Annotated in this window: 20 protein-coding genes; 8 read left to right on the top strand and 12 right to left on the bottom strand. The window is 68.6% G+C overall.

Going from position 1 to position 21,170, the window contains the following annotated elements; genetic code table 11:
- Positions 1-19 precede the first annotated feature (19 nt).
- Genes JK358_RS33175 through JK358_RS33155 form a run of 5 tightly spaced genes read left to right on the top strand, consistent with a single transcriptional unit; the run spans position 20 to position 5,118 of the window.
- The gene (locus JK358_RS33175) at positions 20-865 is read left to right on the top strand and encodes an alpha/beta fold hydrolase (RefSeq protein ID WP_201955290.1); all 846 of its coding nucleotides are present in this window, start codon (positions 20-22) and stop codon (positions 863-865) included.
- A 33-nt stretch (positions 866-898) separates the two neighbouring features.
- Complete coding sequence (locus JK358_RS33170) at positions 899-2,404, top strand: GMC family oxidoreductase (protein WP_201955288.1); 1,506 nt, start codon at positions 899-901, stop codon at positions 2,402-2,404.
- Between the two features lie 34 nt (positions 2,405-2,438).
- Positions 2,439-3,917 (top strand): aldehyde dehydrogenase family protein, encoded by a 1,479-nt coding sequence (locus tag JK358_RS33165; RefSeq protein WP_201955286.1) that lies wholly within the window; start codon positions 2,439-2,441, stop codon positions 3,915-3,917.
- The gene (locus JK358_RS33160; RefSeq protein WP_201955284.1) at positions 3,914-4,174 is read left to right on the top strand and encodes a putative antibiotic biosynthesis monooxygenase; all 261 of its coding nucleotides are present in this window, start codon (positions 3,914-3,916) and stop codon (positions 4,172-4,174) included. Before JK358_RS33165 ends, JK358_RS33160 begins: the two co-directional genes overlap by 4 nt.
- Positions 4,171-5,118, top strand: coding sequence for a catalase (locus JK358_RS33155; RefSeq protein WP_201955282.1), 948 nt, complete (start codon positions 4,171-4,173; stop codon positions 5,116-5,118). Before JK358_RS33160 ends, JK358_RS33155 begins: the two co-directional genes overlap by 4 nt.
- Before the next feature lie 35 nt (positions 5,119-5,153).
- On the opposite strand, the gene JK358_RS33150 is transcribed toward JK358_RS33155, so the two are convergent.
- Both JK358_RS33150 and JK358_RS33145 read right to left on the bottom strand, forming a co-directional pair.
- Positions 5,154-8,594: an ATP-binding protein gene (locus JK358_RS33150; RefSeq protein ID WP_201955280.1), complete on the bottom strand. Its 3,441-nt coding sequence runs from the start codon at positions 8,592-8,594 to the stop codon at positions 5,154-5,156.
- A gap of 227 nt (positions 8,595-8,821) precedes the next feature.
- Positions 8,822-9,271: a MarR family transcriptional regulator gene (locus JK358_RS33145; RefSeq protein ID WP_201955278.1), complete on the bottom strand. Its 450-nt coding sequence runs from the start codon at positions 9,269-9,271 to the stop codon at positions 8,822-8,824.
- A gap of 44 nt (positions 9,272-9,315) precedes the next feature.
- On the opposite strand from JK358_RS33145, the gene JK358_RS33140 reads away from it, so the two are divergent.
- Positions 9,316-10,185 (top strand): SDR family NAD(P)-dependent oxidoreductase, encoded by an 870-nt coding sequence (locus JK358_RS33140; protein ID WP_201955276.1) that lies wholly within the window; start codon positions 9,316-9,318, stop codon positions 10,183-10,185.
- A 20-nt stretch (positions 10,186-10,205) separates the two neighbouring features.
- Here the strand turns inward: JK358_RS33140 and JK358_RS33135 are convergent, their stop codons facing one another.
- From JK358_RS33135 to JK358_RS33100, 8 genes are all read right to left on the bottom strand, one after another.
- Complete coding sequence (locus tag JK358_RS33135; protein ID WP_232852333.1) at positions 10,206-11,168, bottom strand: lysophospholipid acyltransferase family protein; 963 nt, start codon at positions 11,166-11,168, stop codon at positions 10,206-10,208.
- 6 nt (positions 11,169-11,174) lie between these two features.
- On the bottom strand, positions 11,175-12,038 hold the full coding sequence (locus JK358_RS33130; RefSeq protein ID WP_201955530.1) for a GNAT family N-acetyltransferase: 864 nt from the start codon (positions 12,036-12,038) through the stop codon (positions 11,175-11,177).
- A 274-nt stretch (positions 12,039-12,312) separates the two neighbouring features.
- Complete coding sequence (locus JK358_RS33125; RefSeq protein WP_201955268.1) at positions 12,313-13,449, bottom strand: S-adenosylmethionine:tRNA ribosyltransferase-isomerase; 1,137 nt, start codon at positions 13,447-13,449, stop codon at positions 12,313-12,315.
- The gene (locus JK358_RS33120; protein WP_201955260.1) at positions 13,446-14,132 is read right to left on the bottom strand and encodes an SDR family NAD(P)-dependent oxidoreductase; all 687 of its coding nucleotides are present in this window, start codon (positions 14,130-14,132) and stop codon (positions 13,446-13,448) included. Before JK358_RS33120 ends, JK358_RS33125 begins: the two co-directional genes overlap by 4 nt.
- A gap of 122 nt (positions 14,133-14,254) precedes the next feature.
- Positions 14,255-15,016, bottom strand: a complete 762-nt coding sequence (locus tag JK358_RS33115; protein WP_201955257.1) for an ABC transporter permease — start codon at positions 15,014-15,016, stop codon at positions 14,255-14,257.
- Positions 15,013-16,035, bottom strand: coding sequence for an ABC transporter ATP-binding protein (locus JK358_RS33110; protein ID WP_201955256.1), 1,023 nt, complete (start codon positions 16,033-16,035; stop codon positions 15,013-15,015). Before JK358_RS33110 ends, JK358_RS33115 begins: the two co-directional genes overlap by 4 nt.
- Positions 16,036-16,105: 70 nt before the next feature.
- The gene (locus JK358_RS33105) at positions 16,106-16,735 is read right to left on the bottom strand and encodes a PadR family transcriptional regulator (protein WP_201955254.1); all 630 of its coding nucleotides are present in this window, start codon (positions 16,733-16,735) and stop codon (positions 16,106-16,108) included.
- A 66-nt stretch (positions 16,736-16,801) separates the two neighbouring features.
- On the bottom strand, positions 16,802-18,094 hold the full coding sequence (locus JK358_RS33100) for an NAD(P)/FAD-dependent oxidoreductase (RefSeq protein ID WP_201955252.1): 1,293 nt from the start codon (positions 18,092-18,094) through the stop codon (positions 16,802-16,804).
- 113 nt (positions 18,095-18,207) lie between these two features.
- Between JK358_RS33100 and JK358_RS33095 the strand changes: the two genes are divergently transcribed.
- Positions 18,208-19,065: a LysR family transcriptional regulator gene (locus JK358_RS33095; RefSeq protein ID WP_201955250.1), complete on the top strand. Its 858-nt coding sequence runs from the start codon at positions 18,208-18,210 to the stop codon at positions 19,063-19,065.
- Positions 19,066-19,122: 57 nt separating this feature from the next.
- Positions 19,123-19,557: a DUF1707 domain-containing protein gene (locus tag JK358_RS33090; RefSeq protein WP_307817855.1), complete on the top strand. Its 435-nt coding sequence runs from the start codon at positions 19,123-19,125 to the stop codon at positions 19,555-19,557.
- A gap of 15 nt (positions 19,558-19,572) precedes the next feature.
- Here the strand turns inward: JK358_RS33090 and JK358_RS33085 are convergent, their stop codons facing one another.
- Together JK358_RS33085 and JK358_RS33080 are read right to left on the bottom strand one after the other, a co-directional pair.
- Complete coding sequence (locus JK358_RS33085; protein ID WP_201955248.1) at positions 19,573-20,526, bottom strand: aminoglycoside phosphotransferase family protein; 954 nt, start codon at positions 20,524-20,526, stop codon at positions 19,573-19,575.
- A gap of 95 nt (positions 20,527-20,621) precedes the next feature.
- Positions 20,622-21,092 carry a hypothetical protein gene (locus JK358_RS33080; protein ID WP_201955247.1) on the bottom strand — a complete coding sequence of 157 codons (471 nt, stop codon included), beginning with the start codon at positions 21,090-21,092 and terminating at the stop codon, positions 20,622-20,624.
- Positions 21,093-21,170 lie beyond the last annotated feature (78 nt).

Below are 21,170 nucleotides of genomic sequence, written 5' to 3'. Positions count from 1 at the left end.
CCAGAGAGGTACACCAATAATGGGTTTCACCAACGGATTCCGGCGTTCCACCCGCACGCTGGCGCTGCTGAGCGCGCTCACCCTGAGCCTGGCCGCGGCGGCCTGCTCGTCGGGGTCCTCCGAATCGCCTGCCGCGCAGCCCACCACGGTGCCGCAGCCCGATCCGGACAAGCCCGCGGTGCTGCTGGTGCACGGTGCGTTCGCCGACGGCAGCAGCTGGGGCGGCGTCGTGGAGCAGTTGCAGCGCAAGGGATTCCGGGTCACCACGGCGGCGGTGCCGCTGCGCGGGCTGGAGTACGACAGCGCCTACATTCGCGGCATTCTCGATGCCATGCCCGGCAAGACGCTGCTGGTCGGCCACTCCTACGGCGGCGCGGTCATCACCAATGCGGCGGCGGGATCGCCCAAGGCGGCGGGTCTGGTGTACGTGGCCGCCTTCGCCCCGGACCAGGGTGAGTCGCTGGGCGAACTGGACGGCCGTTTCGGCGGACCGGCCACGAAAATCACTCTCCCGCAGACGGTTCCGGGCAGCCCGGCACCAGAGCTCGTCATCGATACCGCCAAGTTCCCGGAGTACTTCGCCCAGGATGTGCCGCCGGTGCGGGCGGCCGTGCTCGCGGCGGGTCAGCGGCCCATCTCGGTGGCGGCGTTCACCGAGACGACCGGCGCACCCGCCTGGCGCACCCTGCCGTCCTGGTACCTGGTGGCCGCCGATGACCGGATGATCCCGCCGGCCGGACAGCGGGAGATGGCCGCGCGCGCGAAGGCCACCGTCACCGAGCACGCGGGCAGCCACGCCATCGCCGTCTCCCATCCCGAGACGGTCGTCACGGTCATCGATCAGGCCGCGGGCACACTGCGCTGACCCGCCGTCGACTCGGAAGGAAATGATCCGACCATGACCGAACCCATCGCCGACGTGCTGATCGTCGGCGGCGGCTCGGCCGGCGCGGTGCTGGCCGCGCGCTCGAGCGAGAACCCGGACCGGCGCGTACTGCTGCTGGAGGCCGGGCCCGTCTACCCCGTGGACGGCTATCCCGCCGCGGTGGCGTCCAGCAGCGTGCTGGGCGGATACACCGGGCACGACTGGGGGTACGCCTCCGAACCCGGCTTCGTCGGCCATCCCATCGCGCTGTATCGAGGCAAGGTGCTGGGCGGCAGTTCCGCCGTCAACGGCTCGGTGCTGGTACGCGCCTTGCCCGCGGATTTCGACCGGTGGACCGCACGCGGGCTGAAGGGCTGGTCCTTTCCCGAGGTGCTGCCCAGCTTCCGGAAACTCGAGAACACGAGTGCGGGCGCCGACGAATGGCACGGGCGCGGCGGACCGCTGCCAGTGCGGCAGCTCACCCGGGACGAGCTCAGCCCGATGCAGCGGGCGTTCGTGGATTCCGCTGTGGCATGCGGGATTCCGGCGACCGAGGATTTCAACGGGCCGCAGCCCTACGGCGTCGGACCGTATCCGATGAACGTGGTCGACGGGGTCCGGGTCAACACCGGTTTGGCGTATCTGACCGCCGATGTGCGCGAGCGCGCGAATCTGAGCCTGCGCGGTAACGTACTGGTGGATCGAGTCGAGTTCGGCGACAACGGAACCCGCGCGATCGGAGTGCGCACCGCCGACGGGGAACTGATCACCGCCGGGGAGATCGTGCTGTGCGCGGGCACTTTCGGCAGTGCCGCGATCCTGCTGCGCTCCGGTGTCGGTCCGGCGGATCGGACACGGGCACTGGGGATTCCGGTGGTGGCCGACCTGCCCGTCGGGCGCACCCTCTACGACCATCCCTTCTACTACAACGCCTATGCCGCGCACGCCGATCGCCTCGGCGCGGGTGAGCCGGTGATCGGGGCCAAGGTGTGGACCGCGAGCTCCGAGGCCGCGCCCGGCGAACTGGATCTGCACATCACCGCCACGCACCTGATCGACCAGCACCTGAGCCCGACCGGCGCGGCGTACGTGCTCGCGGTGGCCCTCACCCGGCCACTGTCGTGCGGGTCGCTGACCCTCACCGACCGGGACCCGCACACCGCGCCGCGCATCGACCCGAACTTCCTGGCCGATCCCGCCGACCGGCGGCGGCTGGTCGAGGGCGTGACCCTGAGCCGCAGGATCGGAAGCCACGGTCCGCTGGGCGAATTCGTCGCCCACGAAATGTCGCCGGGCAGCGACCTGCCCGGCGACATCGACGCCTCCGTGCGGGCCACGCTCGACACCTACCATCACCCGACCTCGACCGTCCCCATGGGCGCGGACGACGATCCGGCCGCGGTCGTGGACCGGCTCGGCGCGGTGCGCGGGCTGACCGGCCTGCGGGTGGTGGACGCGTCGATCCTGCCGGACGCGGTGTGCGCGGCCACCAACGCCACCGTCATCATGGCCGCCGAACATATCGCGGCCGAACTCTGACGATCCGAAATACTGAGCAGCTAAGGCATTCTCGATGATTCACTCCTCCGCGTCGCCCGGATCGACGCAACCGCACGCCCGCAACTACATCGACGGTCTGTGGACCGACGGCGGCCCGGTGCGCACCTCCTACAGTCCGGCCACCGGCACCGCTCTGGGCACCTTCGCCGACGGCGGGGAAACCGAAGCCGCCGCGGCCATTTCGGCCGCGCGCCGGGCGTTCGCCGCCACCGCGTGGTCCCGGGACCGAGAGTTGCGGGCCCGCGCCCTGTTCGAGATGGCCGATCGTATGGCCGAACGCCGCGACGAACTCGTCACCCTGCTGGCCCGGGAGAACGGAAAGATCCTGGCCGAAGCGGCATTCGAGATCGACCTGACGATTCCGAAGCTGCGCTACTACGGTGCGCTCGCCCTCACCGAGACCGGGCGGGCCGCCGAGGTGAAGCCGGGCCTGTACTCCACCACCCTCACCGAACCCGCCGGGGTCGCCGCGGTCATCGCGCCGTGGAATTCGCCGGTGGTGCTGGCGGTGCGGTCCTTCGCCCCGGCGCTGGCCGCGGGCTGCACCGTGGTCTTGAAACTGCCCGGACAGACCGGGCTGGTCAACGGGCTGCTGTACGAGATCATCGCCGCCACCACGAGCCTGCCCGCCGGAGTGATGAACTGCTTCACCGAATCCGGCAACAGCGGTGCGCCACTGCTGGTTTCGTCGCCGGAGGTGGATGTGGTCAGCTATACCGGCAGCACCGCGGTGGGCCGCGTCATCATGGCGAACGCCGCGCCGACGCTGAAGCCGCTGTCGCTGGAACTGGGCGGCAAGAGCCCGATGATCGTCTTCGACGATGCCGATCTGGACGCGGTCGTGCCGGTGCTGACCAAGGCGATCACCACCTTCACCGGCCAGTTCTGCATGACCGGCAGCCGGATTCTCGCGCAACGCGGTATCGCGGACGAACTGCGCGAGCGGATGGCGAAATCCCTTGCCGCCGTACAGGTCGGGCCCGGTGACGATCCCGCCAGCGAGATGGGGCCGATGATCGATCGCGCCAATGCGGAACGGGTGGATCGGATGGTCGCCGACGCCGGGGCGTACGCCACCATCGTCGAACGCGGCGGTCTCGTCAATCCGGAGGCCGGGGCCGTCGACGCCTACTACCGGCCCAGCCTCGTGGAGGTCACCGACCTCGCGTCGCCGATCGTGCAGCGGGAGGTGTTCGGTCCGGTCGCGACCTTCGAGGTGTTCACCACCGAAGCCGACGCGATCGAGCGCGCCAATGCCACCGAATACGGTCTGGCGGCGAGCATCTGGACCCGTGACGTGGACCGCCCGCTGCGAGTCGGCCGGGAACTCCAGGCGGGCACCGTGTGGACCAACACCTGGGCGGTGGTGGTCGACCAGTTCGAGGAGGGCGGGTTCAAACAGAGCGGCCTGGGACGGTTGAACGGACTGCGCGGACTGGGCGAGTTCCAGGAGATCAAGCATATGGTCCACGCGTCACCCCGTGGTGCATGAGGATCGGCGCAGCGCGGGAGCCGGCGCCACCGCTGTGGAAGCAGGCGGTGGTGTCCGGGCTCGCGATCTTCCCCATCTCGCTGGCGGGCAATGGTGTGCTCGGGCCGCTGCTGCTGTCCGCGCCGCTGCTGGTGCGCACCCTGGTGTTCACCGTGCTGTTCAGTGCGGCAATGACTTTCGTCGCCATTCCGGTGTGGAACAGGATTCTGTTCCGCTGGCTGCATCCGGCTACGCGAGTAGGTGAGCGCACGCCGTGACACCTGTCGATATCGGCGACCGGCTCGCGGCGATCGTGCCCGCACCACCGGGGCAGCGTCTGCTGCATCATCGCGGTGCCACGCTGACGGGGACCTTTCGCGGGAGCGAGAGCGCGGCGTCGTTCAGCACGGCGGCGGTGTTCTCCGGCGCGAGTATTCCTGTCACCGCGCGCTTTTCCGGCACCCGGGGGCATACCCACGATGCCGGCACCGGGGATCAGGGCCTGTCGGTGCGATTCCGGCCCGCGGGCGCGGAGCCCACCGATTTGATCGCCTTCACGCTGCCGGTGTTCTTCGTGCGGACCGGGGCGCACATGCTCGAGTTCCTGACCGCGGTCACGCCCGCGTCCGGCGCCGAGCATCCGGAGGCGCTGGCTGCCTTCCGGCGACGCCATCCGGAATCTGCTGCGGCGCTGGATGCTTCGGCGGAAGGACCACCGGCCGGCTATCTCGGCCAGCGGTACCACGCGGTGCACGCCTTCGGTATGACCGCACCCGACGGCGTAACAACATGGGTCCGATTCGAATGGCATCCCGACGTGCTCGAAGAACGGCTGGATCCCGGCGATGCGGCGCTCCTGCCACCGGACTATCTGACCGCCGGCCTGGCGGACCGGCTCCCGGCCAGGCTGACACTCCACGCACGGCTGCCCCGAATCGGGGACGCGCTGCACGATCCCACCGCGCGGTGGGCCGATCCGCCACACCTGGTGGCGCTCGGCACATTGATGCTCGAAACCTGTACCGGGGATGAGGATCTGGACTTCGATCCGCTCCGCTTGGCAGCGGGCATCACCGCACCACGGGATCAGCTCGCCGCCGATCGGTCGACGGCGTATCGGGCGGCCCGTACCCGGCGCCGCGCTGCCGCGGGAGTAGATCCCCCTGCGGCACAGGAGCACCCACCCATTCCCTCGAACTCCCCGAGCCAGGAGAAACCATGACCATCGCGATCGCCGAGGTGATCACCGAGGCCGCGCTACGAGGTGCCCGCTAGCAGCGCGTCGATCTCGGCGAGATGGCGTGCGGCGCCGATGGGTTCGGCGAGGGTGCGCGCCTCGTCGAGGAGTGGGCGGGCCCGGTCCGGGTTTCCGGCGCGACTGTGCAGTCGCGCCAGGTCCAGCAGCGCCGGAATCAGTTCGACCGGACTGTCCTGCGTATGGAGAAGCGCGACAGCACGTTCCAGCAGCGCCGCATCGGGTCCGCCGGGTGCGGCCGCCGCCAGCACCCGCATGGCGCGGCCGATGGTGGCAGGCGTGTTCCAGCGGTGGGCCAGCGCCAACTCCTCCGACACGAGTTCATGGGCACGGGCACGCTCACCGATGCACAGCAGTTGGATCGCCGCGGAGGAGCGCCACGGAATATGCGCGGGGTTGGCGATTCCGACCGCGCCGACCCGCCGCCCCACCTCCAGGAAATGACCGAGGGCTTTGCGCACATCGCCCCGCTCGGCGCACACCAGCGCTCGAATATGCAGCGCCACAGTCCATTCCCAGGTCTCGGGATTGGCATCGGCGGTGCGGCGGTCCAGCCACTGCTCGGCTTCGGCGACCCGGCCGAGGCACAGCAGGGCGTGGGCGTACTGCGCGGCCACGGTCGCGGGCGGCACGATCAACGCGTCGTCGATATCGCCCAGCACCGGCCCCAGCTCCGCCAGCACATCCCGATAGGCGCCACTGCGCAGCATGACCTCCGACCGCAGAATGGCGCGATAGGTGTCGATCGCGCCGAAATGCTGATCCGCGCGTAATTCCGTGAGCCGCAACGCCGTACCGAGATCACCGCCCCACATGGCCAGATGCGCCTGCATCCCGATCAGCGGCCGCGGCAGGGCGGGCGCACCGGCGCCGGGCGTCAGCCGCTCCAGCGCGGTACGCGCATCGATGCGCACGCCGAACGCATCGGCCCAGGTGAGCATGGCCGCGGTGATGTCGTCACGCGCGGCCCGAGCACGCGGATCCGAGACGAGCTCGCTCCCGTCACCGTCGGGCATGCCCGTGTCGCGCTCACTCCCGGCACCGTCGGGCATGCCCGTGTCGAGCTCACCCCCGGCACCGTCGGGCGGACGCGTATCGAGTTCGCGGCTGATCCCGGCTGACAGGTCCGCGATGAGGTCGTTCCAGGTCTGGGCGGTGAGGGCGGCGACCATCCACAGCGAGGCGCGCACGTTGTCGGCCGATCTGCGGTCGCGCGCTTCGGTTTCGGCGATGACGGTGTGCAGCAGGGGTATGGCGGCAGTGGCTTCGCGACGCATGGCCATGGTCCAGGCCAGCGGCACCGCCGCGGTCGGATTCACGCCGCGCGCCCGCTGACCGCGCAGGGCCTCGTCCAGGCGTGCGCGGGCCGCCGCCGGGTTGGTCCACAACTCCAGTTGGCCGAGCCGGACGAGCAGATCGTCACGTTCCTCGGGGCCACAGATATGCAATGCCAGTTCGAGCCAGCGCACGGCCTCGACGATCACGCAGTCCCGCAGGGCTTCCTCGGCGGCGTCGACGAGCACCACGGTCCAGCGGGCGTATCGCGGCCCGCACAGCTCACGCAGGTAGCGTGCGACACGGCGGGCCGGAAAGCCCACGCGGCGCTCGTGTTCGGCGGCCGCCGTGCAGAACCGCGCCGATTCCTCCCGGCCGCTCAGCCGATGAATCGTGTTGGCGATCAGGGGATGCCGCACGGCAGGCGGATCCGCCGAGGCGAGTATCCCTGCGTCAGCGAGTAATTCACAGCGCTGCCGAGTCACCCCCGGCGCCTCGTCCGCCGCCGCCGCAAGGGTCGCGATGCCGGGTTCGAACTCCTGCAATACGGACAGCGCCCGCATCATCACGGCCCCATCCGCCGAAAACCATTGCAGCAGTCGCGTGATGGCGCGCGAGTACCGGCCATCCAGCATGCGGTCCGGTATCCGTGTGGGATCCTCCCGATCCGCCAGATCCGAGATCAGCGCATCCACCAGCATCGGAATCTCACCCGCGGCCCACTGAATCCGGGTGGCCAGCTCCGCCGGACATGCCACGCCGGTGCGCTCCCGGAACAGCTCGGCAATCCCCGCCGGGCTCAACCGCCGCGGCCGCAGGATCTCCACGGCAAGCGGCTCCAAACTGGCGTGCAGATCGAGAACCCGCTGATCCCACGACCTTTCATCGAGGGTCATGACAACCAGCGCACGGCTGCGCCGCAGCCCCGGCGTAATGGCGGCCAGCACCTTCGCCGACCGGTCGTCCATCTCGGCGGCATTGTCGATCAGCACCAGCAACGGCTGGTCGGCCGAGCCCTGTGCGTCGGCAGTGGCGTCCGCGCCGCGTGCCGGGGCGGCCGTGCGCTGTGCGATAGCGGTGCGCAGCCGCGCCGCCATCGCATGATCGTCGGCGCGCTCGTCCCCTTCCACTTCCGAAGCCCCACCGAGTTGCCGCAGCATTTCGGCCGCGAGGTCGTCACCCGGCAGCAGATCGATCCGCACCGATCGGGGATACCGGCGCGCGAATTCGTCCAGCAGACAGGTCTTTCCGTATCCCGAGCGACCGGTGATCAGGATCAGTCCACCGCGCCCGCTCCCCGCCCGCCGCACCCAGGTATCCAGATCGGAGAGTTCCCGCTCGCGATCGAGCAGGCGAATCGGTTCCGAATCCCACTCCGGTGCGGGCTCATCCGCCGGCGACACGGGAGCAGGCTCCCAGCCTTCGAGAATCCGCTCGTGCACACGGCGCAATTCCGCCCCCGGCTCGACACCGAGCTCGTCGACCAGCAGCCGACGCGTATCGCGATATACCGCGAGCGCCTCCGATCGTCGTCCCCGATCCGCCAGCGCCCGCATCAGCAAGGCCCGAAGTCGTTCCCGCAGTGGATGTTCCGCGGTGAGCATGCGCAGCGTGTCGATCGTCTGCGCCGCCCGCCCGTGCCGCACCGCGATCTCGAGACTGTCCTCCACCACCGCGAGCCGTCGCTCCGCCAGCACCATCCGCTGCTGCTCCGCCCACGGCCCTGGAATCCCCGCCAGCGGTTCCCCCGAATACAACGCGAGCGCCTCGGCATACAGCAGCTCGGCCCGCCCCCAATCCCCCGCCGCACCGGCGTCACCGGCCGCCGCGACCAACCTGTCGAAGACCCCCACATCCACCTGCTCATCCGTGACACGCAGCTGATACCCCCCGTGCCCCGACAACAGCACGGTCGGCGTCGCCCGAGGCGCCCGATCAGGCTCCAACACCCGCCGCAACGCCGAAATATGCGTCTGCACCACCCCGGTCCCACTCGACGGAACCCGAGCCCCCTCATACAGCGCATCCACCAGCGCCGCCCCCGAAACCCACTGCCCCCGCCGCACAGCCAGCACCGCCAGCACCCCCCGCCGCTGCGGCGGCCCCAACACCCGCACTCGCCCGTCGAGAATCAACTCCACCCCATCGAGCAGCCTCAGCTGTAGCAAACCCGTCCTTTCGGCCACACACTCGCCGTCGGCTCAGCTCGGCGCCCGCTGGATGCACCCACCCGAACCAGGCAGGTCGCTGACAATTAGCCCCCGCATCCTATCGACTCCCCCGACCCCCGGCCGAACCAGATACAACAGAGCCACACCCCATGTGGAATCCGCGGAGCAGATTTTCGGGGGATAGCGCTGCGCGGCGAACGGGCGGTAAACCCGTTGGCGGCGGGTTAGTTGTCGCCCGTCCGATTTCGGGGGGTTGTGCCGAGGAGGGTGGAGAGGTCGTCGAGGAGTTTGAGGGCTCGGCGGTGTTGGGCGGGGGTCAGGTGGGGGAATTCGGTGGTGAGGGCTGGGGCTATGGGGGTGCGGCCTCGGGGGCGGAAGACGTGGTCGAGGGTGTCGGGGTTGACGGTTACCAGGACTCGGCGGGCGTCGGCGGGGTCGGGGGTGGTGATGAGGATGCCTTCGTCTCGGTAGCGGGCGACTATGCGGGAGACCAGGCTCTGGACTACGGCGGTGCGGTCGGTTATCTGGCGGATCGACGAGTTCGGGTGCAGGGCAACGTCTTCTATGACGGCGTAGTCGCTGGGGGCGAATTTTCGGCGGCCGGTGGTGCCGGTGGCGGTGTGGGCGATGCTGCGCAGGCGGCGGGCTAGGAGGTGCAGGCTGGCGGCGTCCATTCGGGCAATGTACATCACTGGGCGGATCACTTAGATTCATCACTATGTATGGAATTCGGAAGCTCGCGCACCTGGTCAGGCATGGTTTGGATACGCAGGTCAGTGTGGCGCGGCTGCGGCGTCGGCATACGCTCGAGGAGCGGGTGGCGGGGCGGACCGTGCTGATCACGGGGGCGTCCTCGGGGATCGGGCGGGCTGCGGCGCTGCGGGTGGGAGCGGCCGGTGCGACGGTGGCGCTGGTTGCGCGGCGCGAGGACGAATTGCGGGAAGTGGCAGCCGAAATCGAGGGGCGCGGCGGGAAGGCTGCCGTATACCCGTGCGATCTGGGCGATTTCGAAGCGCTGGATGCGATGATCGCGCAGGTGCTCGCCGATCACGGCGGGGTCGATGTTCTGGTGAACAATGCGGGCCGCTCGATTCGCCGCCGGGTCGACGAATCCTATGCGCGGTTCCACGATTACGAGCGGACCATGCGGCTCAACTACTTCGCGCCCACGCGATTGATGCTCGCGGTCCTTCCGGGAATGCGGGAGCGGGGCTACGGGCAGATCGTGACGGTGCTGTCGCTGGCCAATCAGTACGGGGGGCCGGGGTACGGCGCGTATGTGGCGTCCAAGGCGGCGCTGGATTCGCTGACGTCGAATATGCACATCGAAACCCTCACGGACAATGTGCGATTCACGTCGATCTACATGCCCCTGGTGCGCACACCGATGATCGCGCCGAATCCGCTGTACCGTAATGCCGCCGCGCTGACGCCGGAGCAGGGCGCGGAAGCGGTATGCGACGCCGTCATCGATCGCCCACGCCGCATCGGCCCGGTGATGGGACGCCTCGCCGTCCTGATGGACCGCTTCGCCACCGAGCGCTTCGACGCGATGCGCAATGACCGGTTCCAGCAGGGCGCAATGTGATCCACGCGCGCGGCGGCGGCCTACCTGCTCACCGCCTGACCCGGGTGGACGACCGCGGTGGCCTGTCGGTGCGCGCCGGTGCCGATGGCTTCGATCTCGTCGGCGCGATCGACGACGTCGGTGAACGCGCGGTCCATGCGGTCGCCCTCGAGGGCCTGGCGGCAGCGGCGGGCCAGTTCGTGCCGGTCGGTGCCGGGCTGTTGCAGGGGCTGCAGGGTCAGTTCCGCGACAACGTCTTTGGAGCGCAGGACGCGGCGGATGGAGTCACCCAGGGAGTCGATGCCGACGAATCCGGGGACCGTGGACACCGCGCCGTGGCGGTCCAGGTAGCGCAGGCGGATGGGTTGCACGGGGGTGGCGGTGTCCACGGCCGCCTGGAACAGGGCGGGGCGCAGTGCGCCGTGGGCGCGGCCGCACCAGGTGGTGCCCTCGGGGAAGAATCCGATGGTCTCCCCGTCGGCCAGTCGCCGCGACATGGTGTCGATGACGGCGGGCAGGGCGCGCAGGTTCTCGCGTTCGATGGGGATGACGCGCACCTTGCGCGCGACATCGCCGAGCATCGGCCAGTTCACCAGGTCGGCGCGGGCCACGAAACTCATGGGGCCGATGGCGGACAGCGCGACGATATCGGTCCAGCCGATGTGGTGGGCGGTCACCAGCACACCGCCCTCGTATTCGGCTGTGTCACCGCGATTGTCGACGACCCGCACGCGAATTCCACAGCTGGACAGCAGGGCTCGGGCGTATCGGCGCTGCACCGCGGGACGGCGGCTGCGCGGGGTCGCCATATAGGCGAGGGGGAAGCTGGCGAGCACGCCCGCGACACCGAGCAGGCGCGCCACCACCCGCAGCGTGCCCGCCTCCCGAGGCGAGTCGACGCAGGAGGGGTCACACGGGCTACTGGGCATCCAGGCGTGGGCGGTCACCGGTGCGGGCGGGCACTCCAGGGCGGCGGAGCCCGGAGAAAGGAAGGCGGGCAACATGATTCATCACCGTGCATCGAATGTCGCGGCAGCGCCCTGCAGGCGCTCCAGGTAGCGGGTGTTGATGGTCTCGAGGCCCAGCAGGGCCACGAAGTCGGCGACACCGAAATCGGGGTCGTGGGCGGGCTCACCGGCAATCTGCGCACCCAGGCGCAGGTAGCCGTTCAGCAGCGGCGGCAGCTTGGGCCGGGCCGGGGGCACCATATCGTCGAGGGTGCGGCCGTCGACCTGAACCGGACGGTAAGGGCGCACATGCCGGTCGGCGTCCAGCGCGTGCTTGCCGAGCAGCAGATCGCGGACGCCGCGCACGTTCACGCCGGGCTCGTCCTGCGGGGTCAGCCGCATGGGCACCGAGCAGCAGCCCATGACCCATTCGTAGCCGGTGAGCTGGATGTAGTGCAGGATGCCCGCCCACATCAGGGTCAGGGTGGAGCCGTTGCGGTGCTCGGGCACCACACACGCGCGGCCCATCTCGACGATGCGGTGACCGGCGGGATCCAGTGCGGTGAGGTCGAATTCGGTGGCGGTGTAGTAGCCGCCCGCGGCGTTCACCTTGTCCGGCGGCAGCATGCGGTAGCAGCCGACGAACTGATCGGTGAGATCGTCGCGAACCAGCAGATGGTCGCAGTGGTCGTCGAAACGGTCGGCGTCCACACCGTTCTCGTTGACCGGGATGTCGAAACCGGGCTCGTTGGCGAAGACCTGGTAGCGCAGGCGCTGCGCGGCCTCACGATGCTCGGCGTCGGAGGAGACGACCAGCGAGTACTGGGACCGGCCGGAGGTGTGCACCGGCGCGGGGGTGGCATATGACTGTGGGAGCAGAGCGGGATTCGACCCAGCTGCGAGCAGGCTGGAATTCGACGCTGCCATGGTGGTCATAGCGATGATCAAGCCAGTCCCAGACGGCATCGGAGCGACCGCGAGATTGCCTTGCGATGCCAGTCCGGTGAACGGGGCAAAGACCGCACCGCACGTTCATCCGAGGGCCTTCGAACGTTCTCTACCAGGACAAACGCTCGAAACCCGGGTGGGTACCGGAGGCGCGGAAGACCCTCCGAAGGGTTATCGCGAGCGCTCGGCAACAAGCCTTGCGACGGTGGAAGACCGCAGCCTACGCCGCCTCCCGGAGGCGTGCCACAGCGGGTCAGCTCCGCAGCAGCAAAGCGGTGTCACCGAATTCGTGCCACAGGTAACCGGTGTCGAGGGCGGCCCGATACGCGGCGTGTACGACGCCGGAGCCGGCCACCGATTCCAGCAGGCGCAGATGCGACGCGCCGACCTCGTGCCATCCGGTGATCAGCCCGTCGACGGCCCGCGTGGAACGGCTGCCGTCGAGCACGAGATCGGTCCACCCCGCTGACGCCCACACGAAACCCTCGGCGTCCGTGGCGGATTCCAGCGCCCGCGTCACCGTCGTCCCCACCGCCACAACCCGCCCACCGGCCGCATGCGTCGCGTTGACCAGCCGCGCGGTGGTCTCCGGAACCCTGAACCGCTCCGGAGCAGGCGACTCCCCCGCCTCCGGCGACGAAACCCCCGTATGCAGCGTGATCGGCGCGAGGCCCACCCCGCCCACCACCAGCTCCGTCACCAGCGCCTCAGTGAAAGGCCGCCCGGCACTGGGCATCTCAGCACTGCCGGGCTCCCGCCCGAAAACGGTCCGATAATACGAAACCGACCAGCGTTCGGTCACATACGAATATGTGATCGGCCGCCCGTACCGCGCCAACAGCTCGGGCACATCCGTGTCGACCTCCGCGATCCACAGCCGATCCGCACCGGGCAGCCACGGCGCACTCAGCAGCGCGGTATGGCCTCCTGAGAGCCGCACCCGCACACCGGCTTTCACCTCGCGGCCGGCGGATTCCGCCACCACCCGCCCGTCCTCATCCCGCGGTGGTTTCGACCGAGATCTCGCGGACCCGGCGAGATTCCGGCCAGAAGCACGCCGCGTCTGTCCGTCCCATCGAGTTCCGCGCGGGTCGCGAATCTCCAGTGCCCAGCGGCCGTCATCGAGACGGGCGGCAAAGTGCACCACCGCTGAGGCGTCCCCGAGCCGTGCATCCACCGCGGCGGGGATCATCTCCGAATTGTTCACGACCACAAGGTCTCCGGGCCGCAGGAAGGCGGGCAGCTCGTGAAAGCGGGCGTGGGTGATCACGCCGCCGTCGGAGACCAGCAGCCGGACGCCGTCCCGGCTCAGGCCGCGGGTTTCCGGGGGGCTCGTGGCGGTCAGTTCGGCCGGGACCGTGAAGTCGTAGCGCTCGAGTTCGATCGTCATCGCGCCACCGCGAGGTCCGCCGCCGTGTATCTGCCGCTGGACGGCCGGGTTTCCAGGAGTCGGAGGAGCACGGGGACAACGGTTTCCGGCTCGGGGCGGTCGGAGATGTCCTCGCCGGGGAACGCGGCCTGGTGCATGTCGGTGCGCATATCGCCGGGGTCGAAGCTGTAGACGCGCAGGTCCGGGTTCTCGGCCGCGAGGACGGCGGTGAGCTGATCCAGCGCCGCCTTGGATGCACCGTAGCCGCCCCAGCCTTCGTACGCGCCTACGGCGGCGTCGGAACTGATATTCACGACGATGCCCGCGGACGCGCGCAGGGCGGGCAACGTCGATTGCAGAATCGCCAGTGGGGCAACCACATTCGTCTCCAGCACCGCGGTCAACTCGGCGAGCGGGTATCGGTCCAGGGCGGGGAGCGGACTGGGCCCGAGAGCGCCGGCATTGTTGATCACCAGGTCCAACCGCTCGTCGCCGACCACATCACGCAGAACGGCGCGGTGGGCCGGGTCCGCGATATCCCCGGCCACCGCGTACGTCCCGGTCTCGGCCTGCACCTTCGCGAGCCGATCCACCCCACGCGCGGTGATGATCAACTCCCAGCCCCGGGCCGCCAGCTCACGGGTGACCGCACGACCGAACCCCGCCGACGCTCCGGTGACGAGGGCTCTCTTGTTCTCTGCCATACCGCCAGCGTCCAACCTCAACAGAACTCGAGGTCAAGGACTTTTCGCCCAGAGGTGGAAGTACAGCCGCGCCGGATCACCCAGCGGTCGGCAAGTCACCTCGAGCACACTCGTGTGCGGCCCTAGGCGTTCTCGCGGGCGAAGCTGCGGGCGCCGATCACCATGAGGGCCAGCGCCACGGCCAGGGTGACCGCGCTGCCCACGTAGACGTCGGAGGTGGTGAGGTCGCCGCGGAACAGAGCGCGGGCGGCATCCACGGTGTGCGAGAAGGGGTTCGCCTCGGCGATGTGCTGTAGCCAGGCCGGACCCAGGGTCATGGGCAGCAGGATGCCCGACAGCAGCATCACCGGCACGGTCACCGAGTTGAGCACCGAGGCCAGCACGGATTCCTGTTTCGCCCACAGGCCCAGGGCATAGGACGCCGAGGCCAGCCCGGCGGCCATGACCGCGATGAGCACTATCGACAGCAGGGTGCCCGCCAGGTTCGGTCGCAGTCCGAATGCGGCGGCGGCCACGGCGATCAGGAGCAGCGCCTGTGCGATCAGCACGGCCATGTCCTTGAGTACTCGGCCCAGCAGCAGTGCCCCGCGCGAGGCGGGCGTCACCCGCTGCCGTTCGATCACCCCGGCCCGGAGTTCGAAGACGATGCCGAATCCGGCGAAAGCCGAACCGAACAGGGCGATTTGGATGACCAGGGCCGGGGTGAGGATCTTCCAGGGATCGGCGTCCGCGCCCAGCGAAGGAGCGATGCCCTTCACCAGCGGCCCGAACAGCACCAGGTACAGGATGGGCTGGGCCAGCCCGATGATCACCCAGGTGGGGTTGCGCAGGTTGGCGCGCAGTTGCGACCAGAAGATCAGTCCGGTGTCGCGCAGGAATGTCATGAGCGGTCTCCTTCCCGGAGTGAGCGGCCGGTGAGCGTGAGGAAGACGTCGTCGAGGCTGGGCCGTTTGACGGTGAGCGCGCCCGGGGTCACCCCGTGGTCGCCGAGGGCGCGCAGCAGCGGAACCACCGCCGCGTCACCGTGATCCACGGTCAGGTGCACGAGAGCCTTTCCGGCATGGCCGTTCTCGTGCCCGTCGGCGTGCAGCCCGCTGCGTACCGGCACGGTCCGCGCCGCCACCTCCAACGCGAGATCGGCTTGGGCGCTGTCGAGTTCGAGGCTGATCACGTCACCGGAGATACGCCGCTTGAGGTCGTCCGGTGTCCCCTGGGCCACGATACCGCCGTGATCCATGACCAGGATCCGGTCGCAGAGCGCGTCGGCCTCCTCCAGGTAGTGGGTGGTGAGCACGACCGTCGTGCCCCCATCCCGCAGCCGGCGGATGTGCTCCCACAGGTTGGCCCGGCTCTGCGGATCCAATCCGGTGGTGGGTTCGTCCAGGTAGACGAGCGTCGGCCGATGGATGAGCCCGAGCGCGATATCCACGCGGCGACGCTGCCCGCCGGACAGTTCCCCGCACTTGCGACGCTCCAGCCCGTCGAACTCGAGGGCCTTGGCCAGTTCGGCGACGGCCTGTTTCGCCTCGGCTTTGGTAACGCCGAAAAGCCTTGCCTGCAGGATCAATTCGTCTTCCACCAACTCGGTCTCGTTGGTGGAGCCACCCTGCGGGACGTATCCGATGCGGGCGCGCACGGTGCGAGATTCACCGCGCAGGTCCGCGCCCACGATGGTGGCCTCCCCGGCGCTGGGCTGGAGCAGGGTGGCGATCATGCGCAGGGTGGTGGTCTTCCCCGCGCCGTTGGGGCCGAGGAGTCCGATGATCTCCCCGTGGTGGACGTCGAAGTCGATTCCGGTAACCGCTTGTACGGCACCGGTTCTGGTGGTGAAGGTGCGGGCCAGTCCACGAACTCGGATGACCGGGTCGGTGGAGTCGCCACGAACAGGAGCAGTGGTTTCCACCCCTCACACGGTAGGAACCATCGACCAGATAATCAAGCTTGAATATTTAGATTTGATCAATCAGGCTGGATCATATGGACCCACCCGGCCGCACCGCCCGCGGCCACAACCCGCTCGCATGCGCGCTCCACACATCGAGCTCCCCGGATTCGATGCGCCGCAAGGTTTTCCGCGACCAGTTCAGGTCCGCCCGCACATGGTCGGCGGCCAGCTCCATCGCATCGGCCACATGATGCGGCTCGATCTCGGTCGGATCCCCACTGCCCGCGAGGATCCGCGCCACCTCCCGCTCGATCCGCAGCAGCTCGGCCTCGAACTTCAGGATGCGACTGCGCAGCCCGGCCATCACATCGTCGCGCGGCATGGACGGAAACAGCGCCACCGTCGTGAAATACGGATACTTGGGCTGGTCGGCGGCGAACAGCGCATCGCGCATCATCTCGCCGAATTCCTTCTCCCCCTCCGCGGTCAGCCGGTAGGTGGTGCGCTCCGGCCGCGCTCCGTCCGCCCCCACCCCGTCGACCGAGATGAGCCCGTCCCGGTGCAGCGTCTTCAACGCGCCGTACACCGATCCGGGTTTCACATTCGCCCAGTCCTCCGCATGCCAGGACAGCAGCTCGCGCCGGACGTCGTAGCCGTGCACGGGTTGCAGCATGCGCACTATCGCCAGTACCAGCAATCGGGTGGTGGGAACAGCCATAGTCGCAGGTTAGCAATGACGAAGGGCCGTCCGGCAGCTGCCGGACGGCCCTTCGTGACGGCGACCTCAGGCCGCGCGCGGCTGCTCGTAAGAGGTTGGCGCGCTGGTCTTCTCGACCTCGTCGAAGCCGGGGCGGCCGTGGCCGATGAAGGCCACCAGCCAGGAGAACACCGCGGCGAAGCGGTTGCGGAAGCCCACCAGGTAGAACAGGTGGACGGCCAGCCAGGCGAACCAGGCGATGGTGCCGGTGAACTTGATGCTGTCGTTGACCCGGGTGACGGCGCTGAAGCGGCTGATCACCGCCATGCTGCCCTTGTCCCAGTACTCGAACGCGCTGCCGGCCGGGCGCTTGCCGCGAATGATGTCGGCGACGAAGCGGCCCTCCTGCATGGCGACCGGCGACTGGCCGGGGTAGCCGTTGAGCGAGGTCATGTCACCGATGGCGAAGATGTCGGCGTGGCCGCCGACGGTGCAGTCCTGATTGATCAACAGTCGACCGGCGCGGTCGGTTTCGCAGCCGGTGGCCTCGGCCAGGATCTGGGCGAAGCCGCCCGCCTGCACGCCCGCCGACCACACCACGGTCTCGGCGGCGATACCGCGCTCGACGCCGTCCTTGCTCTTGACGGTGACCTTGCCGACCTGGATATCGGTGACGAAGGTGTCCAGCAGCACCTCGACGCCGCTGCGGCTGAGCGAGTCCTTCGCGTATTCCGACAGCGATCCGCCGAAGGGCGGCAGCACCGCGCCCGCACCCTCGACCAGGGTCACCGAGATCTCCTGGTGGTAGAAGCGCTTGGACAGCTCCTTGAGCTGACCGGCCACCTCGACACCGGTCGCGCCCGCGCCCACCACGACGAAACTCAGCAGGCGATACCGGGTTTCGAGATCGGCCGTGCGCGCCTTCTCGAAGACGCGCTCGATCTGCGCGCGCAGGCGCTTGGCATCGTCGATGGTCTTGAGCGAGTAGGTCTTGTCCGCGAAATCGTCACGGCCGAAATAGGACTGGCTGGCGCCGGTGGCGGCGATGAGCTTGCCGTACCGAATCCGGTGCTGCCCCTGGGCATTCTCGTAGGTGAGTACGGCATTGTCGGCGTCGATGGCGACGACCTTGCCCTCGCGCGCCTCACCGTGCTTGTGGTGGCGGATGATGTTCTTGATCGGCGGAGCGATCTCCTCCGAGGCCAGCACACCCGTCGCTACCTGATACAGCAGCGGCTGGAACAGGTGCTCGGGCGTGCTCGAGATCAGGACATAACGGACACCGGACTTGTTCAACTGCTTGGCGGCGGCGAGACCACCGAAGCCCGATCCGACGATGACGACATCAGTGGCTTCGATCCCCGAATCCAAGTACTGCATGACAGCTCCCTTCTGTCATGACTAACCGTGATTCGAAGTGAGAATGTTCCAGGGGTCAGGGCGCATAATTAAGATGACTCTTATCTACATTGATCATGAATTGGAGAGGTGCCGTGGAGCTGCGACAACTGGCCTACTTCGTGGCCGTCTGCGAGGAGCTCAGCTTCAGCCGGGCCGCCACCCGAAGCTTCATCTCGCAATCGGCGATCAGTCATCAGATCGCGCGCCTGGAGAAAGATCTTGGCGTACCCCTCTTCGAACGCTCGACAAGATCGGTCGTACCCACCGACGCGACCACTCGGCTACTTCCCCTTGCGAAGCAAATGCTGAGCCTGGAATCCGCCATTCGCGCAGCTGTACGGGCCTCCGGGCCGCGGATTCGCCTCGCAGCCAATATGTCTTTCGCAACAAGATCGCTCTCGGCCATCGCCGGAGCACGCGAAGCGCATCCCGGGGCCGAGATCGAATTCGTCATCAAGCCCTTCCGCCAGCGCATTCAGGCGGTCGCGGACGGTGACTGTGATCTTGCTCTCATCCGGGGCAGCGTGGACCAGCCCGGCCTGGAGGTACAGAAGCTCTGGGTCGAGGATCTGGTGCTCGCCACTTCCACCTCGCACCCCCTGGCTGCCCGCGAGGAGGTGACGCTCACCGACCTCGCCGCCTACCCGCTGCTGCTGCCGCCGGAATCCGATCAGGTGCTGCTGCACAATGTGGTGCGCGCGGCCTTCGCCGATCTGCCCACCGGCCCCGCCTACGGTCCCCCGATCCCGCCCGACCACACCGCCACCATGGAACTGGTGAACCGGCCCGACGCCTGGACCATCCTCTACGCCGACAGCCAGACCGAGGGCATCGCCACCCTGCACCTGGCCGGGCACCCGCTGCGCATCCCGGTGTCGGCGGTCGTGCGCAGCGATATCCGCCAATCCCCCATTCTCACCACCCTGCTGGCGGCCCTGCACTCCGCGTGATCCGGCATCGCGAAATTCGCTGCGGCGGATGGGCGGCGGCCGACTTACGCTGACATCGTGAGCCAGGAGAATATGCGGGCGTCGGACGCCGACCGCGAGCACATCGTCGCGCGACTGAAGACGGCGATGGACGAGGGCCGGATCAGCCTGCACGAGTTCGACGAACGACTACAGCGGGTCTACGCGGCCAGGACCTACGGCGAACTGACGCCGGTGCTGACCGATCTGCCCGCCCAGCGCTCGGCCATGCCGAAGGTGAGCCTGGACAAGGGCGGCAGCGTGCCCACCTGGGTCAAGATCATGTGGACGCCCTGGGTTTTCGTGAACGCCCTCATGGTGGTCATCTGGCTGGCCACCGGCAAGGGGTACTTCTGGCCGTTCTGGGTGGCGGTGCCGTGGGGGCTGGCACTGCTCATCCCCACCACCATCGGCGTCATCACCGAACGCGACAAGCAGCGCAAGCGACCGCCACGAGACCCCAACCAGCCCTAGCCATTCCGGCAGGGTCTAGGTGAGCGGTTCGGACAGCGCCGTCGCCACCGCCAGGTGCAGGCGCATGTCCTCCGGCTCCTCGTCCTCGATCGCCCAGACGATCTCCTCCATGGCGCGCATGAAGGCCCAGCCGCGCGCCCGGTCGGGATCGATCTCCAGACCCGTTGCGGTGCGCTCGATCACCGCCTTCGCGTGCTCGGGAGTGGGCCAGCTCTGCACCTGGATCATGCCCAGGAAGCCCGCGTCGAACGCCGCTTCGCCCAGGTAGGCCTTGGGGTCGATGAGCAGCCATGGTTCCCGTTCCGCGGCAACGATATTGCCCAGATGGGTGTCGCGGTTGACCACCAGCAGCGGGCCGTCCGGCACCGCGAGGCGGGCCGTCCACAGCGCTGCCTTGTCCAGCAGCCGGGACGGAATCACCTCGGCGACTTCGGGATCCGGCTCCAGGAACATCTGGGTCCACTCCTCGACCATGCCGGAGGCCAGGGGCAGGGCCGGGAATTCCGCGGGGATGTCGACGGGCTCGCGGCGTAGTCGCTTGTACAGCGCGCACGCGAACTCGACCTTCTCGATATTGCGGGACTCGCCCTCGAGGCTCGGAAAGCCCGGCTGCGTCACGAGTTCGGTGCCGGGGCGCGCCCATTCGAGCAGCATCGAGTTACTGGCGGAATCGAATTCGTAGAGCTGGACCGCGCCGTCGCCCTGATAGCAGTGCAGTCCGGCGGCTTCGCCGATGTTCTCCGGGTCCACCACCGGAATCTTCAATACCGCAACCGACCCGTCGGTTCGATGTACCGGCGCGGCATAGGAGTGCGTCCCGCCGCTGAATCCCGCGCCGGCGATGGTCAAACCCCAAGCGTCGCAACGCTCCTGCACGAGGGCGGGCAGATCGTCCAGCCAGCGCTTGCCCCGCTCCTCGAAGATCGCAACGATGGTGTCGGCGACATCCTGCGGCAGTGAGATGGTCACGCGTCCCAGCGTGCCTCACAGCAAACCGGACCGGCAACCCGGTATTCGAAACACGCCCGACCGAAATCCACCGCGTGTCGGCCCTTCGCGCCGCCTCAGGCCCCATCCGGCATGGGCGTCTCGTGCACGGACCGCCACGCGTAGCTACGCCCGTCGGTGATGATCACCCCGGTCGCCATGCGCTTGACCTCGGCCCCGCCGATCTGGTTCTCCGCCACGAACCGCACCACGATCACCGAGCCGCTGCGCGCGATCTCCTGCACGTCCGACACCTCGATCTCCAACCCCGGCTGCAGATTTCGCGCCGACCACAGCCCACCCAGCAGTGTCTCGCGGTCCACCGACTGCCCGGTCGTCACCACGGAGGTGAACTTCTCGTCCAGCGCCCCCGAGATCCGGTCGAAGACCTTCGGCAGCGCGTCGGTCCCCAGCCACTCGGCCAGGTCCCAGTGCAGCGCCGCCACCACCTTCGGCAGGTCGATCTCGAAAGGCTCCTCGACGATCTCGGGTTCCGCCGGTTCGGCCGGTTTACGCCGGGGATCGAAGCGATCGAACCGACCACGCACCGCGGCACTCCTCTTCCCCGACCGTGCGCGCTCGCATGTCGGCGACACGGGGCGGCAACGAATTCGGCACGAGCACAG

It is taken from the genome of Nocardia acididurans, assembly GCF_016741815.1.
GTDB lineage: Bacteria > Actinomycetota > Actinomycetes > Mycobacteriales > Mycobacteriaceae > Nocardia > Nocardia acididurans.
Note: the sequence above shows the minus strand (reverse complement) of the source record. Positions and strands in the feature narration are given on the sequence as shown.

Excerpts from the sequence above, each read along its gene's own strand:
- JK358_RS33175 (WP_201955290.1), top strand. The coding sequence starts at position 20 with ATGGGTTTCACCAACGGATTCCGGCGTTCCACCCGCACGCTGGCGCTG.
- JK358_RS33170 (WP_201955288.1), top strand. The coding sequence starts at position 899 with ATGACCGAACCCATCGCCGACGTGCTGATCGTCGGCGGCGGCTCGGCC.
- JK358_RS33165 (WP_201955286.1), top strand. The coding sequence starts at position 2,439 with ATGATTCACTCCTCCGCGTCGCCCGGATCGACGCAACCGCACGCCCGC.
- JK358_RS33160 (WP_201955284.1), top strand. The coding sequence starts at position 3,914 with ATGAGGATCGGCGCAGCGCGGGAGCCGGCGCCACCGCTGTGGAAGCAG.
- JK358_RS33145 (WP_201955278.1), bottom strand. The coding sequence starts at position 9,271 with ATGGACGCCGCCAGCCTGCACCTCCTAGCCCGCCGCCTGCGCAGCATC.
- JK358_RS33140 (WP_201955276.1), top strand. The coding sequence starts at position 9,316 with ATGTATGGAATTCGGAAGCTCGCGCACCTGGTCAGGCATGGTTTGGAT.
- JK358_RS33135 (WP_232852333.1), bottom strand. The coding sequence starts at position 11,168 with ATGTTGCCCGCCTTCCTTTCTCCGGGCTCCGCCGCCCTGGAGTGCCCG.
- JK358_RS33130 (WP_201955530.1), bottom strand. The coding sequence starts at position 12,038 with ATGGCAGCGTCGAATTCCAGCCTGCTCGCAGCTGGGTCGAATCCCGCT.
- JK358_RS33125 (WP_201955268.1), bottom strand. The coding sequence starts at position 13,449 with ATGACGATCGAACTCGAGCGCTACGACTTCACGGTCCCGGCCGAACTG.
- JK358_RS33120 (WP_201955260.1), bottom strand. The coding sequence starts at position 14,132 with ATGGCAGAGAACAAGAGAGCCCTCGTCACCGGAGCGTCGGCGGGGTTC.
- JK358_RS33115 (WP_201955257.1), bottom strand. The coding sequence starts at position 15,016 with ATGACATTCCTGCGCGACACCGGACTGATCTTCTGGTCGCAACTGCGC.
- JK358_RS33105 (WP_201955254.1), bottom strand. The coding sequence starts at position 16,735 with ATGGCTGTTCCCACCACCCGATTGCTGGTACTGGCGATAGTGCGCATG.
- JK358_RS33100 (WP_201955252.1), bottom strand. The coding sequence starts at position 18,094 with ATGCAGTACTTGGATTCGGGGATCGAAGCCACTGATGTCGTCATCGTC.